This window comes from Citrobacter sp. Cf072 (genome assembly GCF_030334485.1).
Classification (GTDB): Bacteria; Pseudomonadota; Gammaproteobacteria; order Enterobacterales; family Enterobacteriaceae; genus Citrobacter; species Citrobacter freundii.
Genome location: NZ_JAOWDX010000047.1, coordinates 82,500 through 99,628 on the forward strand (window position 1 = coordinate 82,500; position 17,129 = coordinate 99,628).

At 51.3% G+C, this 17,129-nt stretch carries 18 protein-coding genes; 11 read left to right on the forward strand and 7 right to left on the reverse strand.

The features are described 5' to 3' along the window. The first annotated feature begins 124 nt into the window (after positions 1-124). The 8 genes from cvpA to hisP all read left to right on the forward strand — a co-directional run bounded on the left by cvpA (position 125) and on the right by hisP (position 7,293). Positions 125-613, forward strand: coding sequence for a colicin V production protein (gene cvpA, locus OGX66_RS19150; protein ID WP_003028129.1), 489 nt, complete (start codon positions 125-127; stop codon positions 611-613). Positions 614-646: 33 nt separating this feature from the next. After that, complete coding sequence (gene purF / locus OGX66_RS19155; protein ID WP_003028127.1) at positions 647-2,164, forward strand: amidophosphoribosyltransferase; 1,518 nt, start codon at positions 647-649, stop codon at positions 2,162-2,164. Positions 2,165-2,260: 96 nt separating this feature from the next. Further along, positions 2,261-2,830, forward strand: coding sequence for a UbiX family flavin prenyltransferase (locus OGX66_RS19160; RefSeq protein WP_088903238.1), 570 nt, complete (start codon positions 2,261-2,263; stop codon positions 2,828-2,830). Between the two features lie 287 nt (positions 2,831-3,117). Beyond that, on the forward strand, positions 3,118-3,900 hold the full coding sequence (gene argT, locus OGX66_RS19165) for a lysine/arginine/ornithine ABC transporter substrate-binding protein ArgT (RefSeq protein WP_003028123.1): 783 nt from the start codon (positions 3,118-3,120) through the stop codon (positions 3,898-3,900). Positions 3,901-4,147: 247 nt separating this feature from the next. Beyond that, positions 4,148-4,930 (forward strand): histidine ABC transporter substrate-binding protein HisJ, encoded by a 783-nt coding sequence (gene hisJ, locus OGX66_RS19170; RefSeq protein WP_003028120.1) that lies wholly within the window; start codon positions 4,148-4,150, stop codon positions 4,928-4,930. A gap of 185 nt (positions 4,931-5,115) precedes the next feature. Continuing rightward, positions 5,116-5,802, forward strand: a complete 687-nt coding sequence (locus OGX66_RS19175; RefSeq protein WP_003028118.1) for a histidine ABC transporter permease HisQ — start codon at positions 5,116-5,118, stop codon at positions 5,800-5,802. After that, a complete protein-coding gene (gene hisM, locus OGX66_RS19180; protein WP_003028116.1) occupies positions 5,799-6,506 on the forward strand; it encodes a histidine ABC transporter permease HisM in 708 nt (235 codons plus the stop codon). The genes OGX66_RS19175 and hisM overlap by 4 nt, the downstream gene beginning before the upstream one ends. 13 nt (positions 6,507-6,519) lie before the next feature. Beyond that, positions 6,520-7,293: a histidine ABC transporter ATP-binding protein HisP gene (gene hisP, locus OGX66_RS19185; protein WP_003028114.1), complete on the forward strand. Its 774-nt coding sequence runs from the start codon at positions 6,520-6,522 to the stop codon at positions 7,291-7,293. Positions 7,294-7,326: 33 nt separating this feature from the next. Here hisP and OGX66_RS19190 read toward each other — a convergent pair whose 3' ends face one another. From OGX66_RS19190 to yfcG, 4 genes are all read right to left on the reverse strand, one after another. After that, positions 7,327-7,842, reverse strand: coding sequence for a GNAT family N-acetyltransferase (locus tag OGX66_RS19190; protein WP_016150708.1), 516 nt, complete (start codon positions 7,840-7,842; stop codon positions 7,327-7,329). 71 nt (positions 7,843-7,913) lie between these two features. Continuing rightward, entirely contained in the window at positions 7,914-8,807 is an 894-nt protein-coding gene (locus tag OGX66_RS19195; protein ID WP_003028110.1) for a TIGR01777 family oxidoreductase, read from the reverse strand. A gap of 20 nt (positions 8,808-8,827) precedes the next feature. Further along, a complete protein-coding gene (gene folX, locus OGX66_RS19200) occupies positions 8,828-9,190 on the reverse strand; it encodes a dihydroneopterin triphosphate 2'-epimerase (RefSeq protein WP_003028107.1) in 363 nt (120 codons plus the stop codon). A 54-nt stretch (positions 9,191-9,244) separates the two neighbouring features. Continuing rightward, a complete protein-coding gene (gene yfcG, locus OGX66_RS19205) occupies positions 9,245-9,880 on the reverse strand; it encodes a GSH-dependent disulfide bond oxidoreductase (protein WP_016150706.1) in 636 nt (211 codons plus the stop codon). A 134-nt stretch (positions 9,881-10,014) separates the two neighbouring features. Between yfcG and yfcF the strand changes: the two genes are divergently transcribed. The 3 genes from yfcF to yfcD are packed head-to-tail and all read left to right on the forward strand — an operon-like array spanning position 10,015 to position 11,868. Continuing rightward, entirely contained in the window at positions 10,015-10,659 is a 645-nt protein-coding gene (gene yfcF / locus OGX66_RS19210) for a glutathione transferase (RefSeq protein WP_003839339.1), read from the forward strand. A gap of 55 nt (positions 10,660-10,714) precedes the next feature. Next, positions 10,715-11,266: a phosphodiesterase gene (yfcE, locus tag OGX66_RS19215; protein ID WP_286512097.1), complete on the forward strand. Its 552-nt coding sequence runs from the start codon at positions 10,715-10,717 to the stop codon at positions 11,264-11,266. 56 nt (positions 11,267-11,322) lie between these two features. Beyond that, positions 11,323-11,868 (forward strand): NUDIX hydrolase YfcD, encoded by a 546-nt coding sequence (gene yfcD, locus OGX66_RS19220; protein ID WP_044714048.1) that lies wholly within the window; start codon positions 11,323-11,325, stop codon positions 11,866-11,868. A 55-nt stretch (positions 11,869-11,923) separates the two neighbouring features. Here yfcD and OGX66_RS19225 read toward each other — a convergent pair whose 3' ends face one another. From OGX66_RS19225 to pta, 3 genes are all read right to left on the reverse strand, one after another. Continuing rightward, positions 11,924-12,865, reverse strand: a complete 942-nt coding sequence (locus OGX66_RS19225; RefSeq protein ID WP_044714046.1) for a fimbrial protein — start codon at positions 12,863-12,865, stop codon at positions 11,924-11,926. Between the two features lie 380 nt (positions 12,866-13,245). Then, the gene (gene yfcC / locus OGX66_RS19230) at positions 13,246-14,766 is read right to left on the reverse strand and encodes a putative basic amino acid antiporter YfcC (RefSeq protein ID WP_270932808.1); all 1,521 of its coding nucleotides are present in this window, start codon (positions 14,764-14,766) and stop codon (positions 13,246-13,248) included. 199 nt (positions 14,767-14,965) lie between these two features. Continuing rightward, positions 14,966-17,110, reverse strand: coding sequence for a phosphate acetyltransferase (gene pta, locus OGX66_RS19235; protein WP_286512101.1), 2,145 nt, complete (start codon positions 17,108-17,110; stop codon positions 14,966-14,968). Between the last annotated feature and the right edge of the window lie 19 nt (positions 17,111-17,129).

Genomic DNA, 17,129 nt, shown 5'->3' on the forward strand with positions numbered 1-17,129 from the left:
GTTGAAGATTTTTTCAGCGCCATTTTTATTTACGCGTGGAAAGGAAATCCCTACGCAAACGTTTTCTTTTTCTGTTAGAATGCGCCCCGAACAGGACGACAGGGCGTAAAATCGTGGGACACATATGGTCTGGATTGATTACGCCATTATCGCGGTGATTGGTTTTTCCTGTCTGGTTAGCCTGATCCGTGGCTTTGTTCGTGAAGCATTATCGTTGGTGACTTGGGGTTGTGCTTTCTTTGTCGCCAGCCATTACTACACTTACCTGTCTGTCTGGTTTACGGGCTTTGAAGACGAACTGGTTCGAAATGGGATTGCTATCGCGATACTGTTCATCGCGACACTTATCGTCGGCGCTATCGTTAACTTTGTGATAGGCCAACTGGTAGAGAAAACAGGACTGTCGGGTACCGACAGGGTGTTGGGGATCTGCTTCGGTGCTTTGCGTGGAGCGTTGATCGTTGCCGCCATACTGTTCTTTCTCGATACCTTTACCGGTCTGTCGAAAAGTGAAGACTGGGGTAAGTCGCAGCTGATTCCGCAGTTCAGTTTCATCATCAGATGGTTCTTTGACTATCTGCAAAGCTCGTCAAGTTTCTTGCCCAAAGTATAAACTTTGGGTCGTTGCTGAACGAGGAAAAGACGTATGTGCGGTATTGTCGGTATCGCCGGTGTTATGCCGGTAAACCAGTCGATTTATGACGCGTTAACGGTGCTCCAGCATCGTGGTCAGGATGCTGCGGGCATCATCACCATTGATGCCAACAACTGCTTCCGCTTGCGTAAAGCAAACGGAATGGTGAGCGATATTTTTGAAGCGCGCCATATGCAGCGTTTGCAGGGCAATATGGGCATCGGTCATGTGCGTTACCCAACGGCTGGCAGCTCCAGCGCCTCCGAAGCTCAACCTTTTTACGTCAACTCACCGTATGGCATCACTCTTGCCCATAATGGCAACCTGACCAACGCGCATGAGTTGCGTAAAAAGCTGTTTGAAGAAAAGCGCCGCCACATCAATACCACTTCAGATTCTGAAATTCTGCTGAATATTTTCGCCAGCGAGCTGGATAACTTCCGCCATTACCCGCTGGAGGCCGACAATATTTTTGCTGCCATTGCGGCAACCAACCGCCAGATTCGCGGCGCCTATGCCTGCGTGGCGATGATTATCGGTCACGGTATGGTTGCCTTCCGCGACCCTAACGGTATCCGTCCGCTGGTAATGGGCAAACGCGATATTGGCGATGGCCGTACCGAGTACATGGTGGCGTCTGAGAGCGTAGCGCTGGACACGTTGGGCTTTGAATTCCTGCGCGACGTAGCCCCTGGCGAAGCGGTGTATATCACCGAAAAAGGCCAGCTGTTTACCCGTCAGTGTGCTGATAACCCGGTGAGCAATCCGTGTCTGTTTGAATACGTTTACTTCGCTCGTCCTGACTCCTTTATCGACAAGATTTCCGTCTACAGCGCCCGTGTGAATATGGGGACTAAGCTTGGCGAAAAAATTGCCCGTGAGTGGGAAGATCTGGACATCGACGTAGTAATCCCAATCCCGGAAACCTCCTGCGATATCGCGCTGGAAATTGCCCGCATTCTCGGTAAGCCGTACCGTCAGGGGTTTGTGAAAAACCGCTATGTGGGACGCACCTTTATCATGCCGGGCCAGCAGCTGCGCCGTAAATCAGTGCGCCGTAAGCTGAACGCTAACCGTGCGGAATTCCGTGATAAAAACGTGCTGCTGGTGGATGACTCCATCGTGCGCGGCACCACTTCAGAACAGATTATCGAGATGGCGCGTGAAGCCGGAGCGAAGAAGGTGTATCTGGCATCTGCCGCCCCGGAAATTCGCTTCCCGAACGTTTATGGCATCGATATGCCTACCGCGACGGAGCTGATTGCGCATGGTCGTGAAGTGGACGAGATTCGCCAGATAATCGGCGCAGATGGTCTGATCTTCCAGGACCTGAACGATCTGATTGAAGCTGTCCGTGCTGAGAATCCGGATATTCAGCAGTTTGAATGTTCAGTGTTTAACGGTGTGTACGTCACCAAAGACGTCGACCAGCAATATCTCGATTTCCTCGACTCCCTGCGTAATGATGATGCTAAAGCGGTATTGCGTCAGAACGAAGCGGAAAACCTTGAAATGCACAACGAAGGTTAATGTTTGCTCGCAAGCAAGGGCGCAACCTGCACCCTTGCTTGCAACTCACCGTAATTTCCTGCAAAGTCGGCCCTGAGCAAGTAAGGGCTATTACACATGAAACGACTCATCATTGGTATTTCTGGCGCAAGCGGGGCAATTTACGGCGTGCGCCTGCTGCAGGTTTTGCGTGACATTACCGATGTGGAAACCCATCTGGTGATGAGTGCCGCTGCCCGGCAGACGCTGGCACTGGAAACGGACCTCTCTGTGCGTGACGTGCAGGCGCTGGCAAATGTGAATCATGATACGCGCGATATCGCCGCCAGTATCTCCTCCGGCTCTTTTCAGACCGCCGGCATGGTCATCCTGCCGTGTTCAATCAAAACCCTTTCTGGCATTGTCCACAGTTACACCGATGGGTTGCTTACCCGTGCGGCAGATGTGGTGTTGAAAGAACGTCGTCCGCTGGTGCTGTGTGTACGCGAAACGCCGCTGCATCTGGGGCATCTGCGCCTCATGACTCAGGCGGCAGAAATTGGCGCAGTGATTATGCCACCAGTCCCGGCGTTCTATCATCGTCCACAAACGCTCGATGATGTGATTAATCAAACGGTTAATCGCGTGCTTGACCAGTTTGATATTACCCTTCCGCAGGACCTGTTCACCCGCTGGCAAGGGGCGTAAGCCGTTCCATCAGCGTGCAAAGAAATATCCGTTGCCCTGTTTCAGGGCAATTTTGTAACCGCGATCATATCCTCAACATTTAATTCGTTAAAACTCAACGAAACGCTGCGGTTCAACCGTCAGACCTGCTATCTTCAAAATCAGGACATTATTGCAACGTTTTATTAACATATTTAACGTCGAATATCCTCATCGACGCGAAAATGGCATAAGACCTGCATGAAAAAGTCTGCAAACACACAACACAACGTAAAACATAATAAAATTACGCCACTTGAGGGTTATGTATGAAGAAGACGGTTCTTGCTTTGTCTTTGCTGGTAGGACTCTCCGCCACCGCGGCCAGCTACGCAGCACTTCCGCAGACGGTTCGTATTGGTACAGATACAACGTACGCACCTTTTTCCTCTAAAGATGCCAAAGGCGACTTTGTCGGCTTTGATATCGATCTGGGAAATGAGATGTGTAAGCGCATGCAGATCAAATGTACCTGGGTTGCCAGCGACTTTGATGCGCTGATCCCGTCGCTGAAAGCGAAAAAAATTGATGCCATTATCTCCTCGCTTTCTATCACCGAGAAGCGTCAGCAAGAGATTGCATTCTCAGACAAACTTTACGCAGCAGACTCACGGCTGATCGCCGCAAAAGGTTCCCCAATTAAACCGACTCTGGACTCCCTCAAGGGTAAACACGTTGGCGTGCTGCAAGGCTCTACTCAGGAAGCCTATGCCAATGACAACTGGCGTAGCAAAGGCGTGGATGTGGTGGCCTATGCGAACCAGGATCTTATCTATTCTGACCTGACGGCGGGTCGTCTCGACGCAGCACTGCAGGATGAAGTCGCGGCCAGCGAAGGCTTCCTGAAGCAACCTGCCGGTAAGGACTACGACTTTGCAGGTCCTTCGGTGAAAGATAAAAAATACTTTGGTGACGGAACCGGGATTGGTTTGCGCAAAGATGACACCGAGCTGAAAGCCGCTTTTGATAAAGCGCTGGGTGAACTGCGCAAAGACGGCACCTACGACAAAATGGCGAGCAAATATTTTAATTTTAATGTCTACGGCGATTAATACAGCGGCGTGGGGAATTGACTGCACCATTGCGGGTAACCATTACGGTGCATAATACATTCAGTGCACTGTTTTGGTGCTTTTATCGCTGACTTAATAAGCATGAGTGCATACTTAAGCGCTTTTCATGCAAATAAATACCGCCGGCAGGGTAGAATACTTTGCCTTGTCGGCCTGATTAATGGCACGATAACTGCACCTGGTCCTGTAAAGATCCCCTATAAAAGACAGTCTGTTGAGGATAGTTATGAAAAAACTGGTGTTGTCTCTTTCTCTGGTTCTGGCTTTCTCCAGTGCTACCGCAGCATTTGCAGCCATTCCGCAAAAAATTCGTATCGGTACCGATCCTACTTATGCGCCGTTCGAATCGAAAAATGCACAGGGTGAATTAGTCGGTTTTGATATCGATCTGGCTAAAGAGCTGTGCAAACGTATTAATACGCAATGTACTTTCGTGGAAAACCCGCTGGACGCGCTGATCCCTTCGTTAAAAGCGAAGAAAATCGATGCCATCATGTCCTCGCTTTCCATTACTGAAAAACGTCAGCAGGAAATCGCTTTTACTGACAAGCTTTATGCAGCCGACTCGCGTCTGGTTGTCGCTAAAGATTCAGCTATTCAGCCGACCATTGAGTCGCTGAAAGGTAAACGTGTTGGTGTGCTGCAGGGCACCACCCAGGAAACGTTCGGCAACGAACACTGGGCGCCAAAAGGTATTGAGATTGTCTCTTATCAGGGGCAGGACAATATCTATTCTGACCTGACTGCCGGGCGTATTGACGCCGCGTTCCAGGATGAAGTCGCGGCCAGCGAAGGCTTCCTGAAACAGCCAGTCGGTAAAGATTACAAATTTGGCGGTCCGTCTGTGAAAGACGAGAAGTTGTTCGGCGTGGGTACCGGTATGGGGCTGCGCAAAGACGATAACGAGCTGCGCGAAGCGCTGAACAAAGCCTTTGCCGAAATGCGAGCTGACGGTACTTACGAGAAGCTGGCGAAAAAGTACTTCGATTTTGATGTTTACGGCGGTTAATTACCGCAGGTGCTGATAAAGCCCGTAGATTTTTGATCGACTTATTGCCTGATGGCGGCTGCGTCTTATCAGGCCTACGACGAAAGCTTGTAGGCCTGATAAGCGAAGCGCCATCAGGCATAAAGTGACGAGACAAAATATCAAAAGAGGCTTACTACTCCACCACACACGACAGGACAGGCAGCATGTTGTATGGCTTTTCAGGTGTTATTTTACAGGGCGCAATTGTTACGCTGGAGCTGGCACTCAGCTCGGTGGTACTGGCGGTTCTGATAGGTCTTGTCGGCGCAGCAGCAAAGCTGTCGCAAAGCCGGGCAATGGGGCTTATTTTCGAAGGGTACACAACCCTAATCCGCGGCGTGCCCGATCTGGTCTTAATGCTGCTCATCTTCTACGGATTACAAATCGCGCTGAATACCATTACCGATGCCATCGGTATCGGCCAGATTGATATCGATCCGATGGTTGCGGGCATTATCACCCTTGGATTTATCTACGGCGCCTACTTTACCGAAACTTTTCGCGGTGCGTTTATGGCTGTACCAAAAGGCCATATTGAAGCCGCGACGGCGTTTGGCTTTACCAGCTCACAAATATTTCGTCGCATTATGTTCCCGGCGATGATGCGTTATGCATTACCGGGAATCGGTAATAACTGGCAGGTTATTCTTAAGGCTACGGCACTGGTGTCGCTGCTCGGCCTGGAAGACGTGGTGAAAGCGACCCAGCTTGCCGGGAAGAGTACCTGGGAGCCGTTCTATTTTGCCGTCGTGTGCGGGGTCATCTATCTGGTGTTTACCACTGTTTCTAATGGTGTGCTGCTGTACCTTGAGCGCCGCTATTCCGTGGGTGTAAAGAGGGCTGACCTGTGATCGAGATTATTCAGGAATACTGGAAGTCCCTGCTGTGGACCGACGGATATCGCTACACTGGCGTCGCTATCACCCTGTGGCTTTTGATTTCGTCAGTAGTGATGGGCGGAATACTTGCGCTCTTTTTGGCTATTGGCCGCGTTTCCAGTAATAAATTTATCCAGTTTCCTATCTGGCTGTTCACCTATATTTTTCGTGGCACGCCGCTGTACGTTCAGCTACTGGTGTTTTATTCCGGGATGTATACGCTGGAGATCGTCAAAGGCACGGACTTCCTCAACGCGTTTTTCCGCAGCGGGCTGAATTGCACCGTGCTGGCGTTGACGCTGAATACCTGCGCCTATACCACTGAGATTTTCGCCGGGGCTATCCGTTCTGTGCCTCACGGTGAGATTGAGGCTGCTCGCGCATACGGTTTCTCGTCATTCAAACTGTATCGATGCATTATTTTACCTTCCGCGCTGCGTATTGCGTTGCCGGCTTACAGCAATGAAGTCATTTTAATGCTGCACTCCACGGCGCTGGCGTTTACCGCAACGGTACCAGACCTGTTGAAAATCGCCCGCGATATCAACTCGGCAACGTATCAGCCGTTTACCGCCTTCGGTATTGCCGCTGTACTGTATTTGATTATTTCGTATGTCCTGATCAGTCTGTTCCGTAAAGCGGAAAAACGCTGGTTGCAGCATGTATCCTCTAAATGATTCGAGTAACACGATGTCTGAAAATAAATTAAACGTTATCGATTTACATAAGCACTACGGCGAACATGAAGTGCTGAAAGGGGTGTCGCTGCAGGCCAACGCTGGTGATGTTATCAGTATTATTGGCTCATCAGGTTCCGGTAAAAGTACCTTCCTGCGCTGCATTAACTTTCTTGAGAAACCAAGTGCCGGGTCGATTGTAGTCAGTGGTCAGAATATTGGTCTGGTGCGCGACAAAGACGGTCAGCTCAAGGTTGCGGATAAAAACCAGCTGCGCCTGCTGCGCACGCGTCTGACGATGGTCTTTCAGCACTTTAATCTGTGGAGCCACATGACGGTGCTGGAAAACGTCATGGAAGCGCCGATCCAGGTGTTGGGGCTGAGCAAACAGGAAGCCCGCGACCGTGCGGTGAAGTATCTGGCTAAAGTGGGCATTGATGAGCGCGCGCAGGGCAAATATCCGGTGCATCTGTCCGGTGGTCAGCAGCAGCGTGTTTCCATTGCCCGTGCGCTGGCGATGGAGCCGGAAGTGTTGCTGTTTGATGAACCCACATCGGCACTAGATCCTGAGCTGGTGGGTGAAGTGCTGCGCATTATGCAACAGCTGGCCGAAGAGGGGAAAACCATGGTGGTGGTGACTCACGAAATGGGGTTTGCCCGTCATGTTTCCACGCACGTGATTTTCCTGCATCAGGGGAAAATTGAGGAAGAGGGCGACCCGGAGCAGGTATTCGGTAATCCGCAAAGCCCACGTTTGCAGCAGTTCCTCAAAGGTTCGTTGAAGTAAATCACCTGCCCGGAGGCGTTACGTTTTCCGGGCTTACAATTTTAGCGCGTCGCGCTCCAGCCGAAACACCCAGTCGTCGTAGGCGATGCCATCAATCTCATACGCCTTTTCCAGTACCTGGGTACGCACAAACCCCGTTTTTTCCAGAATACGAACAGAACCCTTATTCTCCGCGAGTGCGTAAGCGTTTATCGCCGTGACGTCCGTGCGCTCGAAAGCGTACTGGCACACTGCCGTCACGGCTTCGCTGGCAATCCCTTTCCCCTGAGCTTCTGGCAAAATGGCGTAGCCGAGGTCGGCCTCGTGTGGGTATAAATGGCTGATTTGCAGACCAATATCACCGAGAGGTGTTGATTTGTTATGCTCGCGGATGACAAAAGTATGCTGTGCAGCCAGGCGTCTGGCGAATAACAGACGCGTGTCTTTCGCTGGGGCAATATCACCCATATAGCGCATGACTTCCGGGCATTCACGTAATCTCTGGAAAAATGACCAGTCAGAAAATTTAAATAAGGAGAGGGTAAGTCGGGGAGTCGAAATTATCGCCATAACGTCGCCATTGCGGAAATCTGGCCTATAACCTTACCACCACAACAGCGACCGTGAATAGAGCTACGGGATTATCGGATCACATCCGCCAACGCTTCTTCTAAATCGTACCAGCGAAATGCAAAACCGGACGCTTCCAGGCGTTTGGGCAATGCTCGCTGCCCGCCGAGGACCAGCACCGAAGACTCGCCCATCAGCAGCCGCATAGCGGTGGCGGGAATGCGCAGAATGGCAGGGCGGTTTAGAGCGTGTCCCAGCGCGTGGGCAAACTGCTCATTGTGCACCGGGTATGGCGAAACCATATTGAAGGGACCGCGTAGATCATTATTCAGCAGCCAGATAATTCCGTTGACCATATCATCAACATGGATCCAGGCCATATACTGTCGTCCGTTACCGATTGGGCCGCCTAAGCCAAGACGAAACGGCGGGACCATTTTCGCCAGAATACCGCCAGCAGAGGCTAGTACCACGCCGGTACGCAGCATACACACGCGGGTTTTGTCGCTTTGCGCAGTGCTGGCAATTTGCTCCCAGCGGGCACATAGCTTATGGGTAAATTCGTTATGCGGTGGCTCTTCTTCCGTAACCACAACTTCGCCCAAATCGCCGTAGTAACCGGTAGCGGAACCGGAGATTAACACTGAGGGCGGCGTCTCGCTGGCATTGATTAAATCGACCAGTTTCTGCGTAATGCCCCAACGGCTCTGGCACAGGCGTTCCTTTTGCTGTGCGCTCCAGCGCTTATCTGCAATAGGTTCTCCGGCAAGGTTAATCACGGCATCAATGTCATTGAGATGTTGCCGCTCTTCCAGTCCTTTCCATAACGTGACCCGAGAGTCGAGAATCTGACGAGCCTTATCAGGGGTACGTGTCACTACAATTATCTGATGCCCCAGTTCCAGCAGGCAGGGGATCAGATGACGTCCAATCAGGCCAGTACCGCCGGTAATCAGAATCTGCATGTCGCCTCCCGGGTTACGTTTTAGCGCTGCCAGCTCAGCGTCATAGAAACTGAGTCGGCGTAACGCAATGCGTGAAGTTTATCTATCTCCACTTCAGCATAAGTGACCCAGTGATGTTCGCGTGCGATATCGAGCACATCTTGAGTTAATTTTTCTAATAATGAGAAGCGGTTACCCTCCACGTGGGCAATGATGCTTTTGGTGATTGTGCGATAATTCAGCGCGTCGTTGATATCTTCGCTGGTACGGGCTTTGTCTGCCGGATAGTGAATGGCAATGTTGATGACGATATCCTGGCGGTTAAGGATCTCCTCTTCTTTGATGCCGATAAAAGTGCGCAGACGAAGGTTTTTTATACGAATAATAGCGTCAGGTTGTGACATTGCAGGTTTCCTCCATGTATGAACCTTTGCATGATACACGAGAACCGAATTGCGTCATCGCTTCTCGCTTTGTGCGTGCTGCATGGCGCGTTCAGTCGCGGGACGCGTACGGATGCGTTCGTGCCAGTTATTGACCGCCGGATAGTTGTCGAGGTCGATGCGCTGACGCTGATGGGCGTGGATCCACGGCCAGCTGGCAATGTCGGCAATGCTGTAGTGATCGCCTCCCAGCCAGGGTGACGATTCCAGACGTTTATTCATCACGTTGTACAGGCGCTGGGTTTCAACCTGGTATCTTTCAATGGCGTAAGGGATCGTTTGCGGAGCGTAATGACTGAAATGATGATTCTGCCCCAGCATAGGACCCAGACCGCTGACCTGCCAGAACAGCCACTGCAGCGTGGTGTGGCGTTCGCGTAATTCACCGCTGAGCAGCTTACCGCTCTTTTCCGCCAGATAGAGTAAAATTTCTCCGGACTCAAACAAGCTGATGGGCCTTCCGCCGTCCACCGGGGCATGATCGATAATGGCCGGGATTTTATTGTTCGGCGAGATCTGCAGAAAATCGGGGTGAAACTGGCTACCTTTGCTGATATCGATATGAATCAGACGGTATTGCAGCTGCGCCTCTTCAAGAAACAACGTGATTTTGTGACCGTTTGGCGATGGCGTGTAATAGAGATCGATCATTTTCAGCATCCGTTTTGTCATGAACCGGGTCATAACAAGTATAGAGCCTGTTGGCGTGCTTGAGTTTTCATCAAGTGACAGCGAGAGAAAGACTCTATATTTTGAAGGCAAGCTAATACACTTCAGAGGACATTATGAGCAAACCTGCAATTACGCTGTGGTCAGATGCCAATTTTTTCTCCCCTTACGTGCTGTCTGTTTATGTCGCTCTGCAAGAGAAAGGGCTGCCCTTTACGCTGAAAACTGTTGATCTCAACAGTGGCGAACATTTGCAACCTTCATGGCAAGGTTACGCCTTGACGCGCCGCGTGCCGGTTCTTGAGATCGATGGTTTTGAACTGAGCGAATCATCAGCGATTACGGAATTCCTGGAAGAGAGCTTCGCGCCGCCACAGTGGGAGCGTATCTATCCGCACGATGTGCAAAAACGCGCGCGGGCGCGCCAGGTTCAGGCGTGGATCCGCAGCGATTTAATGCCTATCCGTGAAGAACGCTCAACGGATGTCGTTTTTGCTGGCGTGAAGAAAGGACCGTTAAGCGAAGCGGGAAAAGCCAGTGCGGAAAAATTGTTCGCTACTGCCGGCAGTTTACTGAGCCACGGTAAGCAGAATTTATTTGGCGAATGGTGTATCGCTGACTGTGATTTAGCGCTAATGCTTAATCGCCTGGTCCTGAATGGCGATGAGGTTCCGGAAGCGCTTGCGGAATACGCCACCTTCCAGTGGCAGCGCGCTTCAGTACAGCGTTTTATCGCGCTTTCAGCGAAGCGTTCCTGCTGAAAAACGGGCCGTAATCCAGTATCATTACAAGGTACTTTTCAGCGAGGAGTGAGTGATGAAACTGATGTTCGCATCGGACATTCATGGTTCGTTGCCAGCCACGGAACGCGTACTCGAACGGTTTGCTGCAAGCTGTGCGCAATGGCTGGTGATATTGGGTGATGTTTTAAACCACGGGCCGCGTAATGCGCTTCCAGAAGGCTATGCGCCTGCGCAGGTTGCAGAACGGCTGAATGAACAGGCATCGCGAATTATTGCGGTGCGTGGTAATTGCGACAGCGAAGTGGATCAGATGCTCCTGCATTTTCCGATGACTGCGCCGTGGCAGCAAATTCTGACAGAAAACCTGCGACTCTTTTTGACGCACGGACATCTTTTTGGCCCGCAAAATATGCCGGCGCTCAATGCGGGCGATGTTCTGGTTTATGGGCATACTCATCTGCCGGTTGCTGAGCTGCGCGAGGATATCTATTATTTCAATCCCGGCTCGGTAAGCATCCCTAAAGGGGGTTTTGCGGCAAGTTACGGGATTCTGGATGATAATGTTCTCAGCGTAATGGCACTCAATGATCAAAGTGTTATTGCACAGGTCGAGATTAATCCGTAATTTACCCCACAAACATAAACGCGCCGTAAGAGCGCCAGAAAAAAGAAGGTTTCCTGATGGTGGAACAGCGTCGTTTGGCAAGTACTGAATGGGTGGATATTGTGAATGAAGACAACGAAGTCATTGCACAGTCCAGCCGGGAACAAATGCGAGCGCAACGCTTACGCCATCGTGCAACGTATATCGTTGTGCATGATGGTATGGGCAAAATTCTGGTTCAACGTCGCACTGAGACAAAAGATTTTTTGCCCGGTATGCTGGATGCCACCGCAGGCGGTGTTGTTCAGGCTGACGAGCAGATGCTGGAATCAGCGCGCCGTGAAGCAGAAGAGGAACTGGGGATTGCGGGCGTGCCGTTTGCCGAGCATGGTCAGTTTTACTTTGAAGACCAAAACTGTCGCGTATGGGGCGGGCTGTTTAGCTGTGTTTCCCACGGACCGTTCGCGCTACAGGAAGAAGAAATTAGCGAAGTTTGTTGGCTGACGCCGGAAGAAATTACCGCGCGTTGCGACGAGTTCACTCCGGATTCGCTGAAAGCCCTGTCGCTGTGGATGACCCGCAACGCCAAAAATGAATCACTGAAGGAAGAAGAGACGGAATAAAACCTGAACCGCTATCGCAGCACTCTGAACGTTACGATAGCGGGCATCGACAGAGTTATGGAAGGGATATTGTTATTATCGTAGGGATGTAAAGTGTCCCGGGAGCTAAGGCATCCACATCGTTCACATACAGTTGAGCTTTAAGTCTTAGCAGCCCGTTGCCATTATAGTAATTTAAATATTTAGCAGGTACAGTACTGGGCTGTGTCACATCAATGTTAAATGCTACGTCCGAGCCACCCTGGTCCGTAAGATATTGTAAGGCAACACCCACGCCTCTGGAGGTACCCTGGGTATTAACGAGGGTGGAGGTATAGCTGTTAATTGCTTTTGTCTGATTATTGGAAAAATTGAGCACCAGATCGGATGTGGCATAGCAATTTTCCAGTTTGATATTAAATGGCGTATCGTTATAAGGCGGATAGGGCACTCTTTTCAGGATACTGTAATTGATGTCACCCAGGTTTACTGTTTGAGTATCAACGACAAATGCGGCACAGCCTGCGGTCGCTATTGTCAGTGGACCATTAATATATACGTCAATTTCCCCCCCCATGCCGGTTTTATTTTGAAGAACCCCGACTTGCTGCCGGCTTGTAAAAAGTTTTTTGCCGGACGCTTTTGCTGGATCAAATGCTGAGGTTGTGTAGAAGCTGAGATTGAATGTTACCGTGGCGTTCTCCATCTTCTTCTCATCAAAGCTTGAGCATCCCCAGCCGGAGGCGGTAGCTTTGTTAACGTCGGCATCGTTAGACAAATAAATTGTTGTTGTGTTCCATGCGGTAAAAGGGCCTTGTGGCGGCTTGGGTAGGGCTGCCTCTAGCGTAAAATAGAGCCCAGGGATTGAGGCATCAGCCAGCCAACCTTTTTTATTGCCACTGTCGGCGGTGAACGTCGTTCCTGCCGGGGTAAACGTAAGCGATCCGGAATCACCTGCATTGCCTTTACCGTCCGCATCTACCCAGTAAGTAATTGTGCTGTTTCTCACAGTTGCCATAAGGTCGGATTCATTTGGGAGAGGCTTTTGAGGGGTTGTTGTTAAATTGAGATCGGCGGCTGTGACTCCGCTGGAACTGCTACTATTACCTAATTCAACATAGCAAGCAGCCCATACAGATTGGGTTGTTGCTAACAGTAATGACAGTAGTAACAAATTTTGTTGTATCATAAAATTTATTTCGAATATGAGTAAATAATTGCAAAGAATAACACAGGTTAATTGTCTGGATATAATGACGGGACGCGCTTTAAGAATATATAAATATATTTATATATATAATTTATTTTAAATTTTAATTCATTTAATGAATGTGTTTTCTGCCGAAAATAAAAAACCGCAGATGATTAGCCTGCGGCTTTTATTTCAGCACGTTACTCTCAATGGTAACCCATTATCTGCGCACCAATCACCACCACGCTGGACATAATAAACAGCAGCCCCAACAGCGTAGCACCTACCTTCAGCCAGTTACGAAAATCCACCCGACAAACACCTAACGTAGCCATCAGAGATGCCGATGTCGGATAGATAATATGGCTGAATCCGTCGCCAAACTGGAAGGCCAGCACGGTAACCTGACGGTTGACGCCAACCAGATCGCCCAGCGGCGCTAACAGCGGCATGGTCAATGCTGCCTGACCGGAGCCGGAGGTGACGAAGAAATTAAACACCGCCTGGAACAACAGCATAAACCACGCCGCTATGGCGTTATCCAGCCCGCTAATGCCGTTGGCAATACTGTGCAGCAGAGTGTTTAACACGCTGGCTTCACCCGCCTCTCCATTACCGACCAGCAGTAAAATGCCCTTGGCAAAACCAACCAGCAGGGCAGGGGCAATCATCATTCGTGCTCCCTCAGTGAATGAGGAGGCCATGATGTTGACCGTCATGCCGTTGAGCCGAAACACGACGCCGATAATGCCAATCACCAGGCCCATCGTGAAGAACTGACTGGCGATCTCAGGAATAAACCATGCGTGGACGATAACGCCCCAAATGACCCACACGATCACGCCCGTCAGCACCATCAGTACCAGCCAGTCACCGAGCGTGAAGCGTCGTTCCACGACCTCGTCCTGCTGCTCGCGAAAGAAGCGGTCGGATTCATGTACCCGGGACAAAAGCGGATTCTTTTTGATGCGTGCCGCATAGGCCAGCGTGAAGGTTAGTCCTATTAGCGTAGCGACCACCCAGACCACGATGCGCAGACCGGAACCAGAGAGCACTGGCACCCCCGCAATACCTTGCGCGACCACCACGCAAAATGGGTTCATCCATGAGCTGGCGAAACCAATCTGAGTCGCGATATAGGTAACCAGAACGGTGGTGATACTGTCGTAACCTAGCCGGACCATCAGCGGCGCGATGATAATGGCAAAGGCAACCGCCTCTTCCCCCATGCCAAACACCGCGCCGCCTAAGGAGAAGAGAATAAACAGCACTGGGATAAAGAGGACCTCTTTGCCCCGCGTATGGCGGATGAGCGCCAGGATGCCGTTATCAATGGTGCCGGTACGCATAACGATGCCAAATGCGCCGCCAATGACCAGCATAAACATAATGATGCCGACCGCAGTGCCGAATTTCGAGCCGGAGGTTAAGCCTTCGAACGGAAAATTCATCAGGCCTGGGCGCTCATCTCCGGTGGTAAAGAACTTAACCGGATGATACTGCTCTTCACCAGCTTCATTGGTCAGAATACGAAAGGAATGGGGGTCAACCACCTTACGGGTTTTGGTTTGTCCATCAACCTGATATTGCACTTCCTGGCTGTCGAACATCCCGACGGGAACAACCCATGTCGCCAGACTGGTTAAAATGGCGACGAAAAAAATAATCACCAGCGTGTCGGGCATCGCCCATTTTTTGGCTGGCTGTGATTCTGTTACTGCTGACATGAAAGACTATCCCTGTTGCAATGCAAAAGAGGGTAAGTATGCGAACAGAAGAATAGTTATTCATTGATGCAGCGCATTCAGGCAAATATTTCAGATTATGCCAAAGGGGAAACAGACATAAAAAAACCGGAAATATCAGCTATTTCCGGTTTGATAAGTAGATATGTTGCCGGATAAGAGATCCGGCACACTCGGCAGATTACTGCTGCTGATGGGAAGACTGGATCGCGGTCAGTGCGATGGTATAGACGATATCGTCTACCAGCGCGCCACGAGACAGGTCGTTCACCGGCTTGCGCATACCCTGCAGCATCGGCCCAATGGAGATCAGGTCGGCAGAACGCTGTACCGCTTTGTAGGTGGTGTTACCGGTGTTCAGATCCGGGAAGATGAACACGGTAGCGCGACCTGCAACCGGAGAGTTCGGCGCTTTGGATTTCGCAACGTCAGCCATAACGGCGGCGTCGTACTGCAGCGGTCCGTCGATCATCAGGTCAGGACGTTTTTCCTGCGCCAGACGAGTCGCTTCACGAACTTTCTCTACGTCGCTACCTGCACCAGAGGTACCGGTGGAGTAGGAGAGCATCGCAACGCGCGGTTCGATACCGAAGGCAATCGCGGATTCAGCGGACTGAATAGCGATTTCTGCCAGCTGTTCTGCGGTTGGATCCGGGTTGATCGCGCAGTCGCCGTAAACGTAAACCTGATCCGGCAGCAGCATGAAGAACACAGAAGACACCAGGGAACTACCCGGTGCAGTTTTGATCAGCTGCAGCGGTGGACGAATGGTGTTCGCAGTAGTGTGAACGGCACCGGAAACCAAACCGTCAACGTCGTCCTGTTCCAGCATCAGGGTACCGAGAACGACGTTGTCTTCCAGCTGTTCGCGGGCAACGGTTTCGGTCATGCCTTTGTTCTTACGCAGTTCGACCAGACGAGCAACGTAGCTTTCGCGAACCACATCTGGATCAACGATTTCTACGCCAGCGCCAAGTTCAACGCCCTGAGAGGCCGCAACGCGGGTGATCTCATCCGGGTTACCCAGCAGTACGCAGGTTGCGATACCACGTTCAGCACAGATGGCTGCCGCTTTAACGGTACGCGGTTCGTCGCCTTCCGGCAGAACAACGCGTTTGCCCGCTTTACGTGCCAGCTCGGTCAACTGATAACGGAACGCTGGTGGAGACAGACGACGGCTGCGCTCAGATGTTGCGGTCAGAGATTCAATCCAGTCAGCGTTGATGAAGTTAGCAACGTATTCCTGAACTTTTTCGATACGCTCGTGATCGTCAACCGGAACTTCCAGGTTGAAGCTCTGCAGGCTCAGAGAGGTCTGCCAGGTGTTGGTGTTTACCATGAATACCGGCAGGCCGGTTTCGAATGCACGTTCGCACAGTTTGGTAATGCGCGCGTCCATTTCGTAGCCACCGGTCAGCAGCAGGGCGCCAATTTCTACGCCGTTCATCGCTGCCAGGCATGCAGCAACCAGCACGTCCGGACGGTCAGCGGAGGTCACCAGCAGGGAACCTGCGCGGAAGTGTTCCAGCATGTGCGGAATGCTGCGTGCGCAGAAAGTCACAGACTTCACGCGACGGGTATTGATATCGCCTTCGTTTACGATGGTGGCGTTCAGGTGACGCGCCATATCGATTGCACGGGTAGCGATCAGATCGAAGCTCCATGGCACCGCGCCCAGAACCGGCAGCGGGCTGGATTCTTGCAGTTTAGCCGGATCAACTTTGATCACTTTCGCTTTGGAAGAGTCGTCGAAAATCTCGGACAGATCCGGGCGAGTACGGCCCTGCTCATCAACCGGTGCGTTCAGTTTGTTAACAATTACGCCGGTGATGTTGGTGTTTTTCGCGCCACCGAAGCTGCTGCGAGTCAGTTCAATACGCTCGTTCAGTTGTTCCGGGGTATCGGTGCCCTGAGACATAACGAAGACGATTTCTGCATTCAGCGTTTTCGCGATTTCGTAGTTCAGAGACTGCGCGAACTGATGTTTACGGGTTGGGACCAGGCCTTCAACCAGGACAACTTCAGCGTCTTTAGTGTTCGCGTGGTAGTTCGCGATGATCTCTTCCATCAGCACATCTTTCTGATTGCTGGACAGCAGAGATTCAACGTGGCTCATCTTCAGCGGCTCAGCGGCTGGCAGAGAAGAGTTAGCACGGACGATGCTGGTAGTCTGGTCTGGCGCATCGCCACCGGCACGCGGTTGAGCGATCGGCTTGAAGACGCTCAGACGAACGCCTTTGCGTTCCATTGCGCGGATCACGCCAAGGCTGACGCTGGTCAGACCGACGCTGGTTCCGGTAGGGATCAGCATAATAATACGGGACACGGTTTATCCTCTTTCGTTA

Coding starts and splice junctions, on each gene's coding strand:
- cvpA (WP_003028129.1), top strand. CDS start 125: ATGGTCTGGATTGATTACGCCATTATCGCGGTGATTGGTTTTTCCTGT.
- purF (WP_003028127.1), top strand. CDS start 647: ATGTGCGGTATTGTCGGTATCGCCGGTGTTATGCCGGTAAACCAGTCG.
- OGX66_RS19160 (WP_088903238.1), top strand. CDS start 2,261: ATGAAACGACTCATCATTGGTATTTCTGGCGCAAGCGGGGCAATTTAC.
- argT (WP_003028123.1), top strand. CDS start 3,118: ATGAAGAAGACGGTTCTTGCTTTGTCTTTGCTGGTAGGACTCTCCGCC.
- hisJ (WP_003028120.1), top strand. CDS start 4,148: ATGAAAAAACTGGTGTTGTCTCTTTCTCTGGTTCTGGCTTTCTCCAGT.
- OGX66_RS19175 (WP_003028118.1), top strand. CDS start 5,116: ATGTTGTATGGCTTTTCAGGTGTTATTTTACAGGGCGCAATTGTTACG.
- hisP (WP_003028114.1), top strand. CDS start 6,520: ATGTCTGAAAATAAATTAAACGTTATCGATTTACATAAGCACTACGGC.
- OGX66_RS19190 (WP_016150708.1), bottom strand. CDS start 7,842: ATGGCGATAATTTCGACTCCCCGACTTACCCTCTCCTTATTTAAATTT.
- OGX66_RS19195 (WP_003028110.1), bottom strand. CDS start 8,807: ATGCAGATTCTGATTACCGGCGGTACTGGCCTGATTGGACGTCATCTG.
- folX (WP_003028107.1), bottom strand. CDS start 9,190: ATGTCACAACCTGACGCTATTATTCGTATAAAAAACCTTCGTCTGCGC.
- yfcG (WP_016150706.1), bottom strand. CDS start 9,880: ATGATCGATCTCTATTACACGCCATCGCCAAACGGTCACAAAATCACG.
- yfcF (WP_003839339.1), top strand. CDS start 10,015: ATGAGCAAACCTGCAATTACGCTGTGGTCAGATGCCAATTTTTTCTCC.
- yfcE (WP_286512097.1), top strand. CDS start 10,715: ATGAAACTGATGTTCGCATCGGACATTCATGGTTCGTTGCCAGCCACG.
- yfcD (WP_044714048.1), top strand. CDS start 11,323: ATGGTGGAACAGCGTCGTTTGGCAAGTACTGAATGGGTGGATATTGTG.
- OGX66_RS19225 (WP_044714046.1), bottom strand. CDS start 12,865: ATGGCAACTGTGAGAAACAGCACAATTACTTACTGGGTAGATGCGGAC.
- yfcC (WP_270932808.1), bottom strand. CDS start 14,766: ATGTCAGCAGTAACAGAATCACAGCCAGCCAAAAAATGGGCGATGCCC.